The organism is Streptomyces flavofungini, from assembly GCF_041028215.1.
GTDB lineage: Bacteria > Actinomycetota > Actinomycetes > Streptomycetales > Streptomycetaceae > Streptomyces > Streptomyces flavofungini_B.
In genome coordinates this window covers 1-15183 of sequence record NZ_JASKYR010000100.1, presented here as the reverse complement: position 1 = coordinate 15183, position 15183 = coordinate 1, and the positions used below count along the sequence as shown (strand labels likewise).

General features: G+C 72.5%; 12 protein-coding genes. 3 read left to right on the top strand and 9 right to left on the bottom strand.

The features are described 5' to 3' along the window. From AB8Z36_RS09935 to AB8Z36_RS09900, 8 genes are all read right to left on the bottom strand, one after another. Positions 1 to 618 (bottom strand): DMT family transporter (locus AB8Z36_RS09935; RefSeq protein ID WP_369212858.1); only part of this gene is annotated, 618 nt, incomplete at its 3' end. Between the two features lie 9 nt (positions 619 to 627). Continuing rightward, on the bottom strand, positions 628 to 1428 hold the full coding sequence (locus tag AB8Z36_RS09930) for a DUF998 domain-containing protein (RefSeq protein WP_369212857.1): 801 nt from the start codon (positions 1426 to 1428) through the stop codon (positions 628 to 630). A 128-nt stretch (positions 1429 to 1556) separates the two neighbouring features. Continuing rightward, entirely contained in the window at positions 1557 to 2330 is a 774-nt protein-coding gene (locus tag AB8Z36_RS09925) for an FG-GAP repeat domain-containing protein (RefSeq protein ID WP_369212856.1), read from the bottom strand. After that, positions 2264 to 2812 carry an RICIN domain-containing protein gene (locus AB8Z36_RS09920; RefSeq protein WP_369212855.1) on the bottom strand — a complete coding sequence of 183 codons (549 nt, stop codon included), beginning with the start codon at positions 2810 to 2812 and terminating at the stop codon, positions 2264 to 2266. The genes AB8Z36_RS09925 and AB8Z36_RS09920 overlap by 67 nt, the downstream gene beginning before the upstream one ends. A gap of 201 nt (positions 2813 to 3013) precedes the next feature. Then, the gene (locus AB8Z36_RS09915; RefSeq protein WP_369212854.1) at positions 3014 to 4522 is read right to left on the bottom strand and encodes a DUF4246 domain-containing protein; all 1509 of its coding nucleotides are present in this window, start codon (positions 4520 to 4522) and stop codon (positions 3014 to 3016) included. Positions 4523 to 4656: 134 nt separating this feature from the next. Further along, positions 4657 to 5166, bottom strand: a complete 510-nt coding sequence (locus AB8Z36_RS09910) for a hypothetical protein (protein WP_369212853.1) — start codon at positions 5164 to 5166, stop codon at positions 4657 to 4659. A gap of 177 nt (positions 5167 to 5343) precedes the next feature. Further along, positions 5344 to 5502 (bottom strand): hypothetical protein, encoded by a 159-nt coding sequence (locus tag AB8Z36_RS09905; protein WP_369212852.1) that lies wholly within the window; start codon positions 5500 to 5502, stop codon positions 5344 to 5346. 70 nt (positions 5503 to 5572) lie between these two features. After that, complete coding sequence (locus AB8Z36_RS09900) at positions 5573 to 6817, bottom strand: GNAT family N-acetyltransferase (RefSeq protein ID WP_369212851.1); 1245 nt, start codon at positions 6815 to 6817, stop codon at positions 5573 to 5575. Positions 6818 to 6896: 79 nt separating this feature from the next. Here AB8Z36_RS09900 and AB8Z36_RS42275 point away from each other — a divergent pair, with 79 nt between their 5' ends. Further along, positions 6897 to 9803 carry an ATP-binding protein gene (locus tag AB8Z36_RS42275; protein ID WP_440581887.1) on the top strand — a complete coding sequence of 969 codons (2907 nt, stop codon included), beginning with the start codon at positions 6897 to 6899 and terminating at the stop codon, positions 9801 to 9803. Here the strand turns inward: AB8Z36_RS42275 and AB8Z36_RS09885 are convergent. Continuing rightward, the gene (locus AB8Z36_RS09885; protein ID WP_369212850.1) at positions 9769 to 12690 is read right to left on the bottom strand and encodes a helix-turn-helix transcriptional regulator; all 2922 of its coding nucleotides are present in this window, start codon (positions 12688 to 12690) and stop codon (positions 9769 to 9771) included. The genes AB8Z36_RS42275 and AB8Z36_RS09885 overlap by 35 nt on opposite strands. 200 nt (positions 12691 to 12890) lie before the next feature. On the opposite strand from AB8Z36_RS09885, the gene AB8Z36_RS09880 reads away from it, so the two are divergent. Both AB8Z36_RS09880 and AB8Z36_RS09875 read left to right on the top strand, forming a co-directional pair. Then, positions 12891 to 13823 (top strand): MBL fold metallo-hydrolase, encoded by a 933-nt coding sequence (locus tag AB8Z36_RS09880; protein ID WP_369212849.1) that lies wholly within the window; start codon positions 12891 to 12893, stop codon positions 13821 to 13823. Between the two features lie 47 nt (positions 13824 to 13870). Then, the coding region (locus tag AB8Z36_RS09875; protein WP_369212848.1) for a carboxylesterase/lipase family protein at positions 13871 to 15183 on the top strand (1313 nt) is incomplete at its 3' end.

Here is a 15183-nt window from a genome sequence, read left to right as displayed (position 1 = left end):
ACCGTAGGTCTGCCACGCGGTGGCCAGGGCACGGGCCCCGGAGTCGGTGAGGACGCCGATCGCGGCGTTCATCAGCGTGGCGGTGAGCGCGTAGGCGAGTGCGGACGCGGTGCCGAACAGCGCGGCGCGTGCCGTGCCCCGTGGGCGGGTCAGGGCCAGGGTGATGCAGGTGCTCGTGCCCAGGCCCACGGCCACGAGCGCGGTGGCCCAGCGCACGCCGGACACGACGTTGTCGCCCTCGACAGGAGCTGCCGCGCCCAGGCACACGGCGAGGCCCGTGGTGGTGATGAGGGAGGCGGTCCAGCCGCCCTTCGGCATCGGCGTACGGGTGAAGAGCTGGGCCAGGACCAGGGCGAGGGGCAGTTCGAGGACCAGGATGGGCTGGACGAGCGAGAGCGGCCCGAAGGCCAGGGCCAGGGCCTGTAGCGCGGCCGCCGCGACGATGACGGCGATGCCTCCCAGCCAGGCGCGGTTGCGCACCAGGTGCCGGATCAGGCGGACGCTGAAGGCGTCCTGGGTCGGCACGGTACGGGCGGCCACCCGTTGCAGCACGGTACCCGCGGCGTTGGCCAGGGCTGTCAGCACGGCGCACGCGGCGGACAGCGCGGACGCGTCCATGGCGGCTCCTCACTCCGCCCGCTCGGGCGGCCCCGAGGAGATTGACGGCGTGGGCGGGCCGTCCCGCGCCCCGTCGAGGGAGGCGACGCGCGCGGCCGACCCGACGGCCGGGCGTCGCGCCGGTGGGCCGGGAGGGGCGTCCGGTACGGGCCGCGCTGTCCACGCCCGGTGCGCGAGCAGCGCCAGCCACGCGCCCACCAGCAGCAGGTGGCACCGCTGGGCGACGCCGTGCCAGCCTCCGTGACCGATCAGGGGCCCGACCGTGCACAGCGACGAGACCAGGGCGGCCCCGGCGACGGGCATCCCCCAGCGGGCGATGAGCGGGGGATGCCCTCGCCTCCGCGCGGCCCAGACGATCAACGCCATGGAGGCGAAGAGGCAGCAGTGCACCAGAGCACTGGTGAGCGTGTGGGTGGGGTGTACGGCGCGGCAGCCGGGCCGCAACGACGGCGTGCACGTCATCGGCATCAGGACATCGGCCACGGAGCACACGCCGAGCCCGGCCAGCGCCCACCACCCGGCCCGGGCCGCGCGGTCACCGGTGGCCGCCGTCGTGGCGCCGAGCACGGCGCCCGCCACGACGAGCGTGGCGCAGACCAGTTCCAGGCCGCCGAACAGCCATCGGTACGCGCCGTCCGCCGCGTAGAGCTCGCTCACGTAGGAGTGCCGCGCGTCCAGGCCCGTCGGTACGAGGGACTCCAGGAGCCAGGCGTTGTACAGGACCGCGGCGGCCGCTAACAGCGGAGCTGCCGCCCGGAGTCGTCCGCGCGGCCCGCCCGACTGCGGTCCGTCCGTCTTGGTGCTGGTCATGGGGCCTTGATAGCGGGCTTTCGGCGCTGCGCGCCGGAGTACGCACGCGCAGTCATTCGTTCGGGGCCCGTAGGTCATGCGTCAGGGTCAAGGTGGCGCTTGACCTGCCTATATGACTGGGCGGCCCGTCAGCCGACGGGCAGTTTGACGTGGTCGCCGTACCAGGAACCCGGCGGACGCTCCCAGGACTTCAGCGGGCTCGTGAAGCCGCCCTCGGCCTTGCCGTGCAGGGCGAGCAGGGCGGCCACTCCGTCGTTCTCGCCCTTGAAGAGGCCGATGTCCTGACGTCCGTCTCCGTTGTAGTCGCCGGAGGTGACGTGGCTGTGGCGGAAGGTCCAGGTGCCCGGGGGCGCGTGCCAGGCCACCGAGGGGACTTCGAAGCCTCCCTGGCCGTTCGCCGCGAAGCGCCACAGGGAGACCGAGCCGTCCCCGTAGCCGTACAGCGCGGCCACCTCGTCGCGGCCGTCCCCGTCGAAGTCCCCGGCCGTCAGCTTGGCCTCGTGGCCCCACCAGTTGCCCGGCGGGCGGGACCAGGAGGTGTGCGGGGCGGAGAAGCCGGGCCCGTCCGCGCCCAGCAGGGTGTGGAAGGTCACCGAGCCGTCCCTGGTGCCCTTGAAGAGCAGGATGTCCTGACGTCCGTCGGCGTTGTGGTCGCCGGAGACGAAGTGGCTCTCGTCGAAGTGCCAGGTGTCCTTCGGCGCGCTCCACTGCACGGTCGGCGTGGTGAAGCCGCCCTGCGCGGTGGTCTCGAAGCGCCACAGGGAGACCGATCCGTCGGTGTAACCGCAGAACGCCGCCAGTTCGTCGCGGCCGTCGCCGTCGTAGTCCCCGGCCGTCAGTCTCGTCTGGCTGCCCCACCAGTTGGCGCCGGTGCGGGAGGCGGCGTTCCCACCCCGAGGCACGGCTCGTACAGTTGCCGCGTCGACCGGATCCAGGCGTGCTCATCGCGGCTGTCCAGCAGGAAGTTCACCCCGGGGTGACCGGTGCAGCTCCACTGCTCGATCCGCGGCCCCGAGGGCCCGCCAGGGACCGTCCGCGTCTCCACGGCCAGGCACTTGCCGCTGCGGGCGTTCACCACCAGGACCGCTCCACCGCCGACCGAGGAGGTCCGGAGCAGCCAGCGCGCGCCGGGCTGCCCGGCACAGTCGCCCTGCTGGACGGGCGCCCCGTCGGCCGAGGAGGAGTCAGCGACCTCCACGCACTTGCCGCTCCCGGCGTTGAGGATGTTGATGGGCATGTCCACGCCTCGCGGGCCGGGCACCGGGAGGCGCGGGACGGCTGCCTCGGTCACGCGCGGGACGGCTGCCGCCGTGGTCGCGGTGCCCGCCGCCGAGGCCGTGGGGGCCGCGCCCACGGCCCCTGCCAGCAGCAGGAACGACACCACGGCCGGGCACCAGCGCCGCGGACCGTTCCCCGGGAATCTCCGCCGGGCGCCCGCTTCCGGCCTTCTTCGGCGACGACCAGCACGCACGACGCCCCGCCCCCTCTGCTCCGCTCCCGCTCCGGCTGCACAGCGACGGCCGACCTTGGCACTGCCCGCTGACGCGCGGCTGACAGGCCGGTTCCGGCGGGCGGGGGCGGCGCGTCAGTGCTCGCAGAGCGAGAACTCTCGTTCGTAGAGCTGCTCGTTGTGCTCGTCGACGAAGAACTTGCGTTCCCTCATGAGTTCTTCGCGGTGGCTCTTCGCCTGCTCAAGCGTCATGGTCGAGGTCGGGGACCAGGGTTGCTGCGGTGGCACATCGGAGGTCGAGACGATCTCTTCCGACGGGTCGACCAGGAAGAACGCGAGGATCTTGCGATGCCCCGGGCGGGTGGGGTCGGCGAGGCGGAATGCGCCGACGCGGTGCTGAAGGACGTTCGGGAAGGCCAGGCAGCGGCCCGCCGGGGTCGGCGCCGATCCCAGCACCTGGTTCAGTGCGTCCTCGCTCTCCAGGCCGTACACCTCACGCACCCCGGCGTCGTCGTTCTGTTCGTACTCCGGGTCGTCGAGTGCCGTCCGGAAGCTCAGGCGGCTTTCGGTGATGTTCTCGCTGTCCCAGTAGTAGATGCCGGTCGAGACGATCCGTTCGTTCAGCATTCCCTCGACGTGCCAGGAACCGCCCGCGTAGTCGGGCCTGTCCGGTGTGAGGTGGATGGTGGCCAGCTTGACGATCACCTGGAGACGGCGGCCGCGCAGGGTGACACGGGCCGATTCCTCGGGCGGCTTCGGCGGGGTGTAGGCCGGGGCGTCGGGGATGGACGGGCGGCGGTTCTCATACCAGGCGTCCTGGGCCTCCTGCCAGGCGTGGTACGCCTCTCTGTACGCCTCCTCGTCGCTGAAGGCCGCCTTGTCGGGGTACTCCGGCTCCGTGTCGTACCACCCGTAGGGATCGGCGTCGATGCGCAAGGGGCGTGGGTGGCGAAGATCGGTGAGCACGTTCTCCAGCAGGGGGAGCATGCGCGCGAACACGTCCGGCACGACGGAGGCCAGTGCGCGGTGGGTCTCGGGATGGACGTTGTTGATGTACGAACGGAAGGCGACAGCGCCGTCCTCACTGACGTCGACGTCCGTGGGCAGCCACTGGAACTTCTCCGAGAACTCGTGCTTCGAGTAGCGGTTGGTCGGGTTGCGCCAAGCGCGCTCGGGCCCGCCGCTCACCTCGCGCACCAGGCAGAACAGCGAGGGATGCACCAGGTCCAGTACCTGACCGTTTGATCCGGGATGCCAGTCCTTCTCGGCGTCGGGGACCTCCTCCAGAACGCGGACCGCCTCGCGCAGCCGGGCCCGGAGCTTGTCGTCGACCAGGGTGTCCGACTGCCATACGCCGTCGACGGCCGACACCTCGACGCCGGTTCGCTCGTCCCGCAGCGCGGCGTAGTGCGCCAGCTCGGCGAGTACGTAGCGAACCTGCGCCTCGGTGAGCCCCTGGTCGACCGCTTCCCGCGTCCACCTGGCGACGATGTCGGCATCGGTCCTCTTGTCGAACCACCCCGGCTTCGCCCGGAGATGTGCGCTGCACCGCATCATCTCCAGTTCGCGCAGCGTTCGCGGCGATGCGACGGACATGGCTCGGGCAGCTTGGAACGGCAGCGGAAAAGCAGTCAGGCCAGGCAATTCTCTCGGTCCCCCCGGTCGGTGTGCGGTGGCCGGAAGAATACTTCAGCCCACTGACAACGCTGCGGTGACCCCTGGCGTCGCCGGACCGGCCTGGCCGAACCTGCAACCTGCCTCGCTGGACCGGCGTGTGGTCAGCAGCCGCCACAGTTGTAGTAGAGGACGTCCCAGTGGTTGCCCTCGTCGGCGTAGATGTTGCCCGAACCGGACTTGTACTGCGGCGCTCCGTCACCGCGTGGCCCGATGTAGGTGAACGTGTTCTTGACGTAGCTCGTGACGCAGGTGTTCTTGCCGAAGTCGAGCTTGTATCCGTTCCAGTGGGAGTAGGTGCCGCTGGCGTGGCCGGTCTCCGTGCCGCCCGTGATGTTCAGGGCACAGCCGCTGGCGCTCTTGAGCGTCTGGGCACCCTGCGCGGTGGCCATGTTGAGCTGGTCGAACGACGTACAGGTCGGTCTGTTGCGGTCGGAGCAGCCGCCGGAGGACGACCACGTGATGCCGGAGGCACGGAACATGGAGGTCGCGGTCGCGTGGCTGATCTTGGTGGCGGCGAAGGCGTCGGTGGCGGTGGCGAGGACGCCGAAGCCGGGTGCGATCAGGACACCGGCCGTGAGCACCAGCGTGGAGAGCGCGGAGCGAAGACGCATGTCGATTCCTTCCTGCTGTCGACCGTGCTGAGGGCGGGACGGCTGTGTTGCAGGTGGAACAAGTTGCGAGCGGAACAACAGGATGGTGCCCTGCTCGGCGCGTCGGGACCAGAGGACAAAACGGAAGGAGTGCGTGACGGCGCGTGCCGCCCGCCGCGTGGCTGTGTACAGGGGGGTTCAGCCGCGCAGCCGCAGCGCCGCCATCCAGATGTCGGGGTGTTCGGTAGGCAGCGTCTCCGGTGTGCGGCGCGGGCGCGGCTCGCGGCGCGGAGAAAGAGCGCGGGCAAGGCGGAAGGTGCGCTGGTGCCGGGTGCGTGGGCTCCTGCTGATGCTCATGGTGAAGTCCTCTGGCCTGGTGTCCTGGTGGCCTGGTGGGGGTCTGAAGGGAGGGATGCGGATACCGGCGTCAGAAGGCCGGGAACGCGCCGCCGGAGACGTGGAACGGCTCGCGTGCGCCGCGGAAGGCCACCGAGGCCGCGGCCACCGCCCCGGGACGCAGCTCCTGAACGCGGCCCGCGTCGGCGAGCGCCGCCAGGGTGGGGCCGCCGAGGTAGACGGAGCCGAGTTCGGTGGCCGACAGGCCCAGGTCGGGGCGGTCGCCGTGGACGCGCTCGCAGGTCACGGATTCGCGGCCGTCCGTCCGGAGCCGGTAGCGGCCGGTGTTCCAGGGGCAGACGTCGTCGTGGACGTCGAGGACGATGTCCAGGGCGGTGGCGTAGCGGCGGGCCGTCAGAGCCCGGTCCACGTCCACGAGGCGGACCCAGAGATTGTCGGCGACCGTGGTGCGCGCGGGGCGGGGATCGACCAGGAGGTGGGCGAGCGGCTCGTCGATCGCCGCGTCGTAGGTGAGGCGACTGTGGGCGTCGAGGCTGAGCACGAAGTTCCACAGGGCGGCGTACGAGGTGGGGGTGAGGGCGGCCAGTTCGATGAGCCGGACCGTCTCGCCCTGGGAGCGGTAGAGCGCGTAGCCGCTCGGCGTGCCGTCGGGTTCGGTGTGCACCGCGAAGCGCAGAGCGGTTGCGCCGTCACGGACGTGGCCGGGTTCGTCGTAGAGGCGGGCGTTCCAGTACTTCTCGGTGCGGTCGACCCAGCCGACCGTCCGCTGTCGGGCCTGGTCGTGGACCTTCTCGAACAGCGGGCGTGCCGTGCCGGGGGTGAGGAGGCGGATGGTGCCGGAGCCGAGGTGGGTCTCCGGGCGCAGGCGCATGGCCCGCTTGTCCGCGTCGACGACCGCCAGGTGGCTGGCAACGCCGAAGCCGTAGCGGCCGTAGATGGTGGCCTCGGCGGCGTTGAGTGCGGCGATCGGCTCGCCGCCCGACGCGTGCAGCTCGGTCAGTTGCCTGCGCACCATCGAGGTGAGGATGCCGCGGCGCCGGTGGGTGGGCAGGACCGCCACCAGCGTGATGCCCGCGACGGGGACGAAGGCGCCCGGGACCGTCAGCGTGCGGCCGTAGACGGAGAGGCCGCCGACGATGTCCGGGCCGTCGTACGCGGCGAGCGTGCGCTCCGGTTCGAAGGTGTGGGCGGCGTTGCGCAGGGCGCCCTCCCGCCAGTCCTGGCCGTAGGTCGTCGTGACCATGGTCGCCCAGGCGTCGAACTCATGGGCCGCGATGGTGCGCAGGGGGTGTCGGGTGCCGTCGCTTGTCGTCATGCGTCCACCGTCGCCGGGTAAACACCCCGGCCGCATCGGGTGACCCAGGTATTTACGGGGTGCGTTTATGCTGCTCGGCATGGTGGGGGTCGGGGTGGATCGTGTGGTCAGTCCGGTGTGCGTCGGCCGGGGTGAGGCCCTGGAGATGCTGGCGGGCGCGCTGCGCACGGCGGTCGGGCACGGGCCCGCCGTGGTGCTGGTCGCCGGTGAGGCGGGGATCGGCAAGTCCCGGCTGCTCGCCGAGTTCGCGCGGACGCTCGACGGGTCGGTTCCCGTCATCGAAGGGGCCTGTACGGAGTTCGCGAGCGCGGGTGGAGACGGCTTCGCGTACGCGCCGTTCGTGGCGGTGCTGCGGCGGCTGATCAGGGGCGGAGCCGTCACCTCTGGCGGCCGCGCCTTCCGGGAGCTGGCGCGCTGGTTTCCCGAGCTGGGTGAGCCGAGCGCGGCGGACACCGGGAAGCACCGGCTGTACGAGGACGTGCTCGCGCTCATCGAGGAGAGCGCCGCCACGCGACCCCTGGTCGTGGTGGTCGAGGACGTGCACTGGGCGGACGCGGCCTCCCGCGAACTGCTGGCCTTCCTCGCCCGCAACCTGACGCGGCCCGGCATCCTGCTTATCGCCACCTATCGGCCGGACGCCACCCGGCTCGGCCGCCTGGGACCGCTGCTCGCCGAACTGGTCCGCGGGCCGCGCACCACCACCCTGCGCCTGCCCCGACTTGGCCGGGAGGACGTCGGGCGCCAGCTCGCGGCGATCCTGGGCACCGCGCCGGACGACCGCGGCATCGAGCACGTGTTCCGGCGCAGCGAGGGCAATCCGCTCTTCGTCGAGGCGCTCGCCCACGCGGACGAACGCACCCCGGACAGCCTGCGCGAGCTGCTCCTGCAAGGCCCGCGCGCCCTGCCCGCACCGGCCCGCCGCCTGCTCGGCCTGGCCTCGGCCGCAGGCGGCCGGATCGCCCACCGCCTTTTCGAGGAGCTGGCCGAGGAGAGCGGTGACCGCCTGGACGCCCTCGTCCGGCTCCTGGTCGACCACGGACTGCTGGTCCCCGACGGTGACGGTTACACCTTCCGGCACGCACTCATCCGCCACGCCGTGTACGAGGATCTGCTGCCCGGCGAGCGTGCCCGGCTGCATGCCCGCTACGCCGCAGCGCTGAGCGACGGTGACGCCTATGCCGAACTGGCCGCGCACGCCGCCGAGGCGGGAGATCACGCGTCCGCCCTCGCCGCCGCCTACCGGGCCGCGGGCCAGGCCCGCCGCTCCTACGCCCACGCCGACCAGGTCCATCTCCTTGAGCAGGTGCTCGACCTGTGGGACCGCGCGCCCGGGGTGGGTCCGGAGCTGGGCGTCGACCTGGCCGGCGTCCGTACCGAGGCGGCCGAGGCCTGCATGTTCAGCGGCGACTACGCACGCGGCGTCGAGCACGCAAGCGCCGGTCTCGACGTCGTGGACGAGCGCCGCTTCCCGGAGCGCGTCGCACTGCTCCTGGAACACCGCGGCAGACTGCTGCACCGCCTGAACATCATCGGCACCCCCGACTTCGAGCGAGCCCTGCGCCTGCTGCCGGACGACCCCGACCACACCCAGCGCGGCAGGCTGCTCGGGATTCTGGCCATGGGTCTGCTCCCGGGCTCCGACAGGGCGCGCCAGGCGTTCGCCGCGGCGCTGTGCAGCGGGCGGCGCACCGGCGACGCCACCGTCACCGTGCGCGGCCTGCTCGGCCGTGGCGCCCTCCACCGCGACCTCGACGCCCTCACCGAGGCGAGCGCCCTCGCCGCACACCTGGAGAGCCAGGACCTCCTGCTGACGGTTCCGATGTACGAGGCCACGCTGCACATGCGCGGCGGCGAGCACCGGCGCGCGATCGACACCGCTCTCGCCGGGGCCGAGCGAGCCCGTCGTTTCGGGTTCGGCCTCAGCAGGGGCGCCGATCTGACCTGCTACGCGGTACGCGCACTGATCCTGACCGGCGCCTGGGACCGGGCGGCCGCTCTGCTCGACGAAACGCTGACGGCGAGCCTGCCACCCGTACAGGAGCAGGTCCTCCGCTCACTCTGCGGGCAACTGGCCCTGCTGCGCGGCGATGTGCGGGCCGCGCAGTCCGCGCTCGCCGAGACCGCCGACTCCCCGCACGACGCCCACATGTTCCACCAGTACCAGTGGCAGCCTCTGCTGGCGCTCGCCCAGGGCGATGCCGAACGCGCCGACCGGCTGCTCGGACGCGCCCTCGCCGATCCGGGGCTCGCCGGACTCCACGGCATCGACTCCCGCCCCGTACTGGTCGCGGGCGCCCTGGTGCAGCGGGCCCGCGGCGCCTCGCACGGCGCGGCGGTCGCGGCCAGGCGGGCGGAACTGCGCGACCTGGACGCCGTCTTCGGGCTCGGCGAGGACGGGACGTACGAGCGGGCGCTGCGCACGTATCTGTACGCCCTGCTCGACGACACCGGCTGGGAGGGCGCGATCGGCGCGTGGCGGGAGCTCGGCCAGCCCTATGAACTGGCGCACAGCCTGCTGTACGGCGGGCAGGCCGCGCTGACCGCCGGACCGCGACAGCGGCCGTGCCCTGCTCGAAGAGGCCGGAAACCTGGCCGCCTCCCTCGGCGCGGCGCCCCTGTCCCGGCAGATCGCCCTGTCCGCCGGGCCCGCCACGGACGCGGGCGGCCACCGACTCACCCCGCGCGAACACGATGTGCTCGCCCTGATCGCCGAGGGCCTGAGCAACCGCCGCATCGCCGAACGCCTGCACATCTCCCCCAGTACGGCGGGCGTCCACGTCTCCCACATCCTGACCAAACTCGGCGCCACGACCCGTACGGAAGCCGCGGCCATCGCCCACCGGAACGGGCTCGCCCGGTAGGGCCAACGGGCACACCGGTAGGCCAACGGACACGCCCGGTAGGGCCATCCGCGCGCTGCCGCCTTGCTGGCCGGGGTTGGCGCGCGCTCCCTATCGGGCCGCCGTCGCGAGGTGCCCCTCGATGAGGTCGCGCAGCTGGGAACGGGCGGTGATGCCCAGCTTGGGGAAGCTGCGATAAAGGTGCGAGCCGACCGTGCGCGGCGACAGGAAGAGCTTCTCGCCGATCTCACGGTTGGTCAGTCCGTGGGCGGCGAGGCGGATGATCTGCCGTTGTTGCGGGGAGAGTCCGGCGAGCGCGTCGGGGGCGGCGGCCGTGGCATCCAGTCCGGCGGCGCGCGCTTCGGTACGGGCACGCTCGATCCACGGGCGTGCGCTCAGCCTGCGGAAGACCTCAAGGGCCTCGGTCAGCGGCTGCCGCGCCTCAGCGATACGGCGACGGCGCCGCAGCCACTCGGCGAGGTCGAGCAGGGTCTGTGCACGCTCGAAGGGCCAGTACTCCAGTGCCGGGTCCGCCAGAGCCGCCCGGAAGTGCGCTTCGGCGTCCTCGGGGGCCGCCAGCAGGCCACGGGCGCGGCTGATGAGCGCGCGCAGTCGCGGAGAGGCGTCGTCGGCCAGTTCGGACGCCGAGCGCCCGACGATCGCGAGGGCCTCCTCGGTGCGGCCGGAGCGTACGGCGGCGGCCGCCAGGTCAGCGAGGGCCGGATAGGAGGCGTGATAGTGCACGGGCGCGCCGTCCGCCGTGAAGACCATGCGGAGGTGGTGGTACGCGCGCTCGTAGGCACCTTCCGCGACCGCCGCGGCACCGAGCGCACGGCGGGCGTAGACGGCGACCGAACGGCTCTCCAGCGGATCGATGAGGGTGAGCGCCTCCTCGGCGCGGGCGCGGGCCGATGAGGCATCGCCCTGCAAGGCGAGCACGGTGGCGTCCACCGCGACCGCGCAGGCGACGGCGTGATCCAGGCCGGTCGCACGGCCGACCGCGATGGTGCGGGCGCAGGCCTCGCGGGCCCGTTCCCACCTGCCTCGCTCGACATAGGCCCAGGCGACCGCGCCGCCAAGACCCTCGGGCAGCGCTCCCTGCATCTCCCAGCGGTCGAAGGCACGGTCGAAGGCACGGACGGCCTGCGGGGTCTCGTCCAGCAGCCACGCCATGATCCCGGCGGAGAGGAGCCGCTCCGGCCGGGCCTCCGCCTCGGCCATCAGGCGGGTCAACGCGCGCAGGTGGCGGGCACGGTCGTCGAAGGGGTCCGCGACGGTGTGCGCCCAGGTGCGCGGGTCCGCGTGGGCGGCGGCTGTGTCGGCCGCTGTGTCTGTGCCCGAGTCTGTGCCTGCGCCTGTGCCTCTGTCCGCGTTCGCGTTCACGTTCACGGGGAGGCGTCGCAGGAGGTCCTGGACGCGGTGACGATGGATGTCCTCCCCCGAGTAGAAGCGGACCACTGCGGCGCCCGCCACGAGGTCGAGGGCCGTGGTGGGCCGGGAGACCAGCAACTCCTCGGCCGCGTCGGACAGCCGGTCGAAGACCACGGCGTGCCGCACGGTCAGGACCGCCAGCCGTCCCGCCTGCACGGCGGCGGAGGCCAGCAGGGCCGTGTCGGCCGTACGCGCGCGTGCCCTGGCGACCAGTTCCTCCACCCAGGCGATGTCGCCGGTGAACACGGCCGCGGCGGCGGCATCGACCAGCAACCGGGCGCTCTCCTCACGCCGGGGTGCGAGTTCGGCGGCGCGCTGGAGCGTGCGGGCCGCCGCCGCGTGGCCGCCGCGCCGCCTGGCCCGGTCGGCGGTGCGCTCAAGCTCGGCGGCGACGTCCGCGTCCGGGTGCGGGCAGGCGGCGGCACGGTGCCAGGCACGCCGGTCGGGCTCGTCCCGCAGCAGCTCGGCGAGCGCGAGGTGTGCCTCGCGCCGGGCGCTGGTGGAGGCGGCGTGGTAGACGGCGGACCGCATCAGCGGGTGGCGGAAGCGGACGTCACCACCACCGCTCAGCCGGATCAGCCCGGCCGTCGCCGCCGACTGCCAGGCCGGGTCGTCGGCGGGCGGCAGCCCCGCCGAGACGGTGCGGCCGGAGTCCGCGCTGTCCATGGCGGCCAGGAGCAGCAGCGCCCGCGCGGTGGGGGCGGGAAGGCTGTCCAGACGGGCGGCGAACACCCGCTTCAGGTGCTCGGCGAGCGGAAGCGGACCCGTGGGCGGTGCCTCTACGGATGACGACCCCGCCGACGGGGCTCCCGTGGCCGTGACGTGCGCGGAGGCCGCGCGCGCCAGTTCCACCAGTGCCAGCGGGTTGCCGCCCGCCTGATCGAGGACGCGCGTTCGCATGCGACCCGTGGGGCTCTTCGGCTGCCGGTCGAGGAGGTCACCGGCCGCGGTGTCGTCGAGCGGTCCCAGGGTGAGTGTGGGGGTGAGTGTGGGGGCGGAACGGCCGAAGCCCGGGAGGTGCGCGCCGTCGCGAGCGCCGATCAGCAGGGTCACCGGTTCGTCGTCCAGCCGTCGGGCGGCGAAGGACAGTGCGTCCAGGGAAGCGCGGTCGATCCATTGCGCGTCGTCCAGCACGACGCACACCGGTTGGTGCTCGCCCAAGGCCGACAGCAGACTCAGGACGGCGACCCCGAGCAGCATGGGGTCGGGGTCGGTCGTGGCAGGTCCCTCGCCGAAGGCGGACCGGATCGCGGCACGTTGCCTGCCCGTCAGCGCGTCCAGCGCCTCAGGCACCGGCCGCAGCAACTGATGCAGTGCCGAGAACGCAAGACGCGACTCCGACTCGCTGCCCTCCGCACGCAGTACGCGGGCACCGGCGGCTTCGGCCCGGCGCACCGCTTGCTCAAGGAGCGCGCTCTTACCCGTGCCCATATCGCCGGTCAGTATCAGGACCGGTTCGGTCGACTCCGCGTCCACCGTCTGGAAGAGGCGGGTCAATTCGGCGTCCCGGCCGACGATCGCCTCCTCCGCGAGGCCTGCTCCCGGACCCGAGTCCGGACCCGGCCCCGGGGCCGCTCCGCGGTCACCTGTACGTACGTCCACGGAGTCTCCCGGATCTGCGCCGTTCGGTCGGAGCCGCTCTGTCCTGACCAGCCAGGTTACAAGCGGCTGAGGGAGGTGCTTGAGCCGAGTACGCCTCGTACGCGCGTGTGCAGTCATGTGACGGATACCGGGTGCGTAGGGGCCGCTCCTACGGTTCGAGGAAAGCGGCTTCCGCACTCGCACTTTCGTAAGGACGTCTCATGGCACACCTGGAAGACCCGGCACACATCACGCTGGGCGAGGTTTCCGTCACCCGGGTCTGGGAGTACTTCGGTTCCGTCGACATGACGCCCGACACCTTCTTCCCGCAGAGCCCGAAGGACGTGTGGGACGAGGGGGCGGACTGGCTTGCCCCGCATTTCCTGGACGCTGAGACCAACATCGTGCGTTCCGCGATCCAGACCTGGCTGCTGCGCAGCGAAGGCAAGACCATTCTCGTCGACACCGGGGTGGGCAACGGCAAGGACCGCCCGTACGCACCCGTCTGGAACCGTCTCGAAACAGGCTTCCTGGCCAACCTCGCGCGCGCAGGTGTCGCGCCCGAGGACGTGGACATCGTGATCAACACGCATCTCCACGTCGATCACGTCGGCTGGAACACCTACCTGGACGGCCGACAGTGGGTGCCCACGTTCCCCCGTGCCACCTACCTGATGCCCAAGGACGACTTCGACTTCTGGAATCCCGAGAACGGGCACAAGCCGCTGCTCGGCCGCGGCAATCAGAACGTCTTCGAGGACAGCGTGGCCCCGGTGCACCAGGCCGGTCAGACCCTGCTGTGGGAAGACAGCCACCGGATCGACGCCGGGCTCCGCCTTGACGCGGCTCCCGGACACACCCCTGGCTCCTCCGTACTGACGCTCACCTCGGGCTCGGACCGCGCGGTCTTCGTCGGCGACATGCTGCACAGCCCGGTGCAGATCCTGGAGCCCGACTGCAACAGCTGCTTCTGCGAGGACCCCGCGGGCGCCCGCGCCACCCGCCGCAAGGTGCTGGGCTGGGCGGCCGACAACAACGCGCTCGTGATCCCCGCGCATCTGGGCGGTCCCGGCGCCGCCGAGGTGGAGCGCGCGGGAGGGAAGTTCGCCATCAAGGGCTGGGCCCCCTTCGCCCCGTACACCGAGCGGTCCTGAGACCGGACCGCCCAACCCGGGACCGGACCTGCGGAGAGACACCAGAGATGACTGACCACCACCCCCAGCCCGTCGTGACCACGGCGCAGGGAGCCGTCCGCGGCCTGCGCCGGGGCGACACCACCGCATTCCTGAACATCCCCTACGCCGCACCACCCCTCGGTGCCGCCCGGTTCGCGCCACCACAGCCGCACGAGCCCTGGGASGGAGTGCGGGACGCCACCGTGCCGGGACCCAACGCGCCACAGGCGGAACGCCGACTCGGCAGCGTGGACATGGCCCCCTASTTCGGCACCGGCTGGAGCCGCGGCGAGGACTACCTCACCGCCAGCGTCTGGGCACCGGCCGCGGGGAGCGCCCTGCCGGTGATGGTGTTCGTCCACGGCGGCGGGTTCGTCGCCGGATCGACGCGGTCCGCGCTGTACGACGGCTCCGCCTTCGCCCGCGACGGCGTCGTCCTCGTCACCGTCAACTACCGGCTCGGCATCGCGGGGTTCCTCGACCTCCCCGGCGCTCCCGCCAACCGCGGGCTGCTCGACGTCGTCGCCGCGCTGCGCTGGGTACGGGAGAACATCGCCGCGTTCGGCGGTGACCCGCACCATGTCACCCTCTTCGGCCAGTCGGCGGGGGCGACCGTCGTCGGCGGCGTGCTCGCCTCGCCCGAAGCGGCGGGCCTCTTCCGGCGGGCGATCGTCCAGAGCGGGAGCGGCCTGGGGGCGTTCACGACCGAGCAGGCCGCGCGGGTCACCCGAGCGGCAGCCACCGCCCTGGGCGTCGAGCCCCATGCCGACGCCTTCGCCGACCTCTCCGACGGCCGCCTGGTCGAGGCGGCGTCCCAGCTCGCGGGCATCGACCTGCGGACCGGGACGCACCACGACCCGCTGCTCGGACTCAGCGCCTTCAGCCTGGTCCGCGACACCCAGCCCGCCGAGGCCGTCACCGCCGGTCTCGGCGCCGACGTCGACCTGCTCATCGGAACCAACACCGAGGAGGGACACCTCTATCTGGTCCCGGTGGGCAGGTACGCCACCTCAAGCACCCGGGACGTCGAGGACGCGGCGGCGCGCTCGCACCCCGATCCGGCCCGGCTCATCGCGACGTACCGGGCGACACGTCCCGAGGCGTCCTCCGCCGAGCTGCGCTCCGCCATCATGGGCGACGCCCTGTTCGGCGCGGGCACCTGGGCTTTGGCCGACGCCCACGCGACCCACCCCGCGTCCGCCACCTACCGTTACGAGTTCGCCTGGCGCTCCCACGCCCTGGACGGAGAGCTCGGAGCCACCCACACGGTCGAGCTCCCGTTCGTCTTCGACGTCGCCCACCTCCCCCGACTGCACGGACCGACCGCCCTGCTGGGCCC

Bases quoted from the DNA above. Each gene is read 5' to 3' on its own strand.
- AB8Z36_RS09930 (WP_369212857.1), bottom strand. From the start codon at position 1,428: ATGACCAGCACCAAGACGGACGGACCGCAGTCGGGCGGGCCGCGCGGA.
- AB8Z36_RS09910 (WP_369212853.1), bottom strand. From the start codon at position 5,166: ATGCGTCTTCGCTCCGCGCTCTCCACGCTGGTGCTCACGGCCGGTGTC.
- AB8Z36_RS09905 (WP_369212852.1), bottom strand. From the start codon at position 5,502: ATGAGCATCAGCAGGAGCCCACGCACCCGGCACCAGCGCACCTTCCGC.
- AB8Z36_RS09900 (WP_369212851.1), bottom strand. From the start codon at position 6,817: ATGACGACAAGCGACGGCACCCGACACCCCCTGCGCACCATCGCGGCC.
- AB8Z36_RS42275 (WP_440581887.1), top strand. From the start codon at position 6,897: ATGGTGGGGGTCGGGGTGGATCGTGTGGTCAGTCCGGTGTGCGTCGGC.
- AB8Z36_RS09880 (WP_369212849.1), top strand. From the start codon at position 12,891: ATGGCACACCTGGAAGACCCGGCACACATCACGCTGGGCGAGGTTTCC.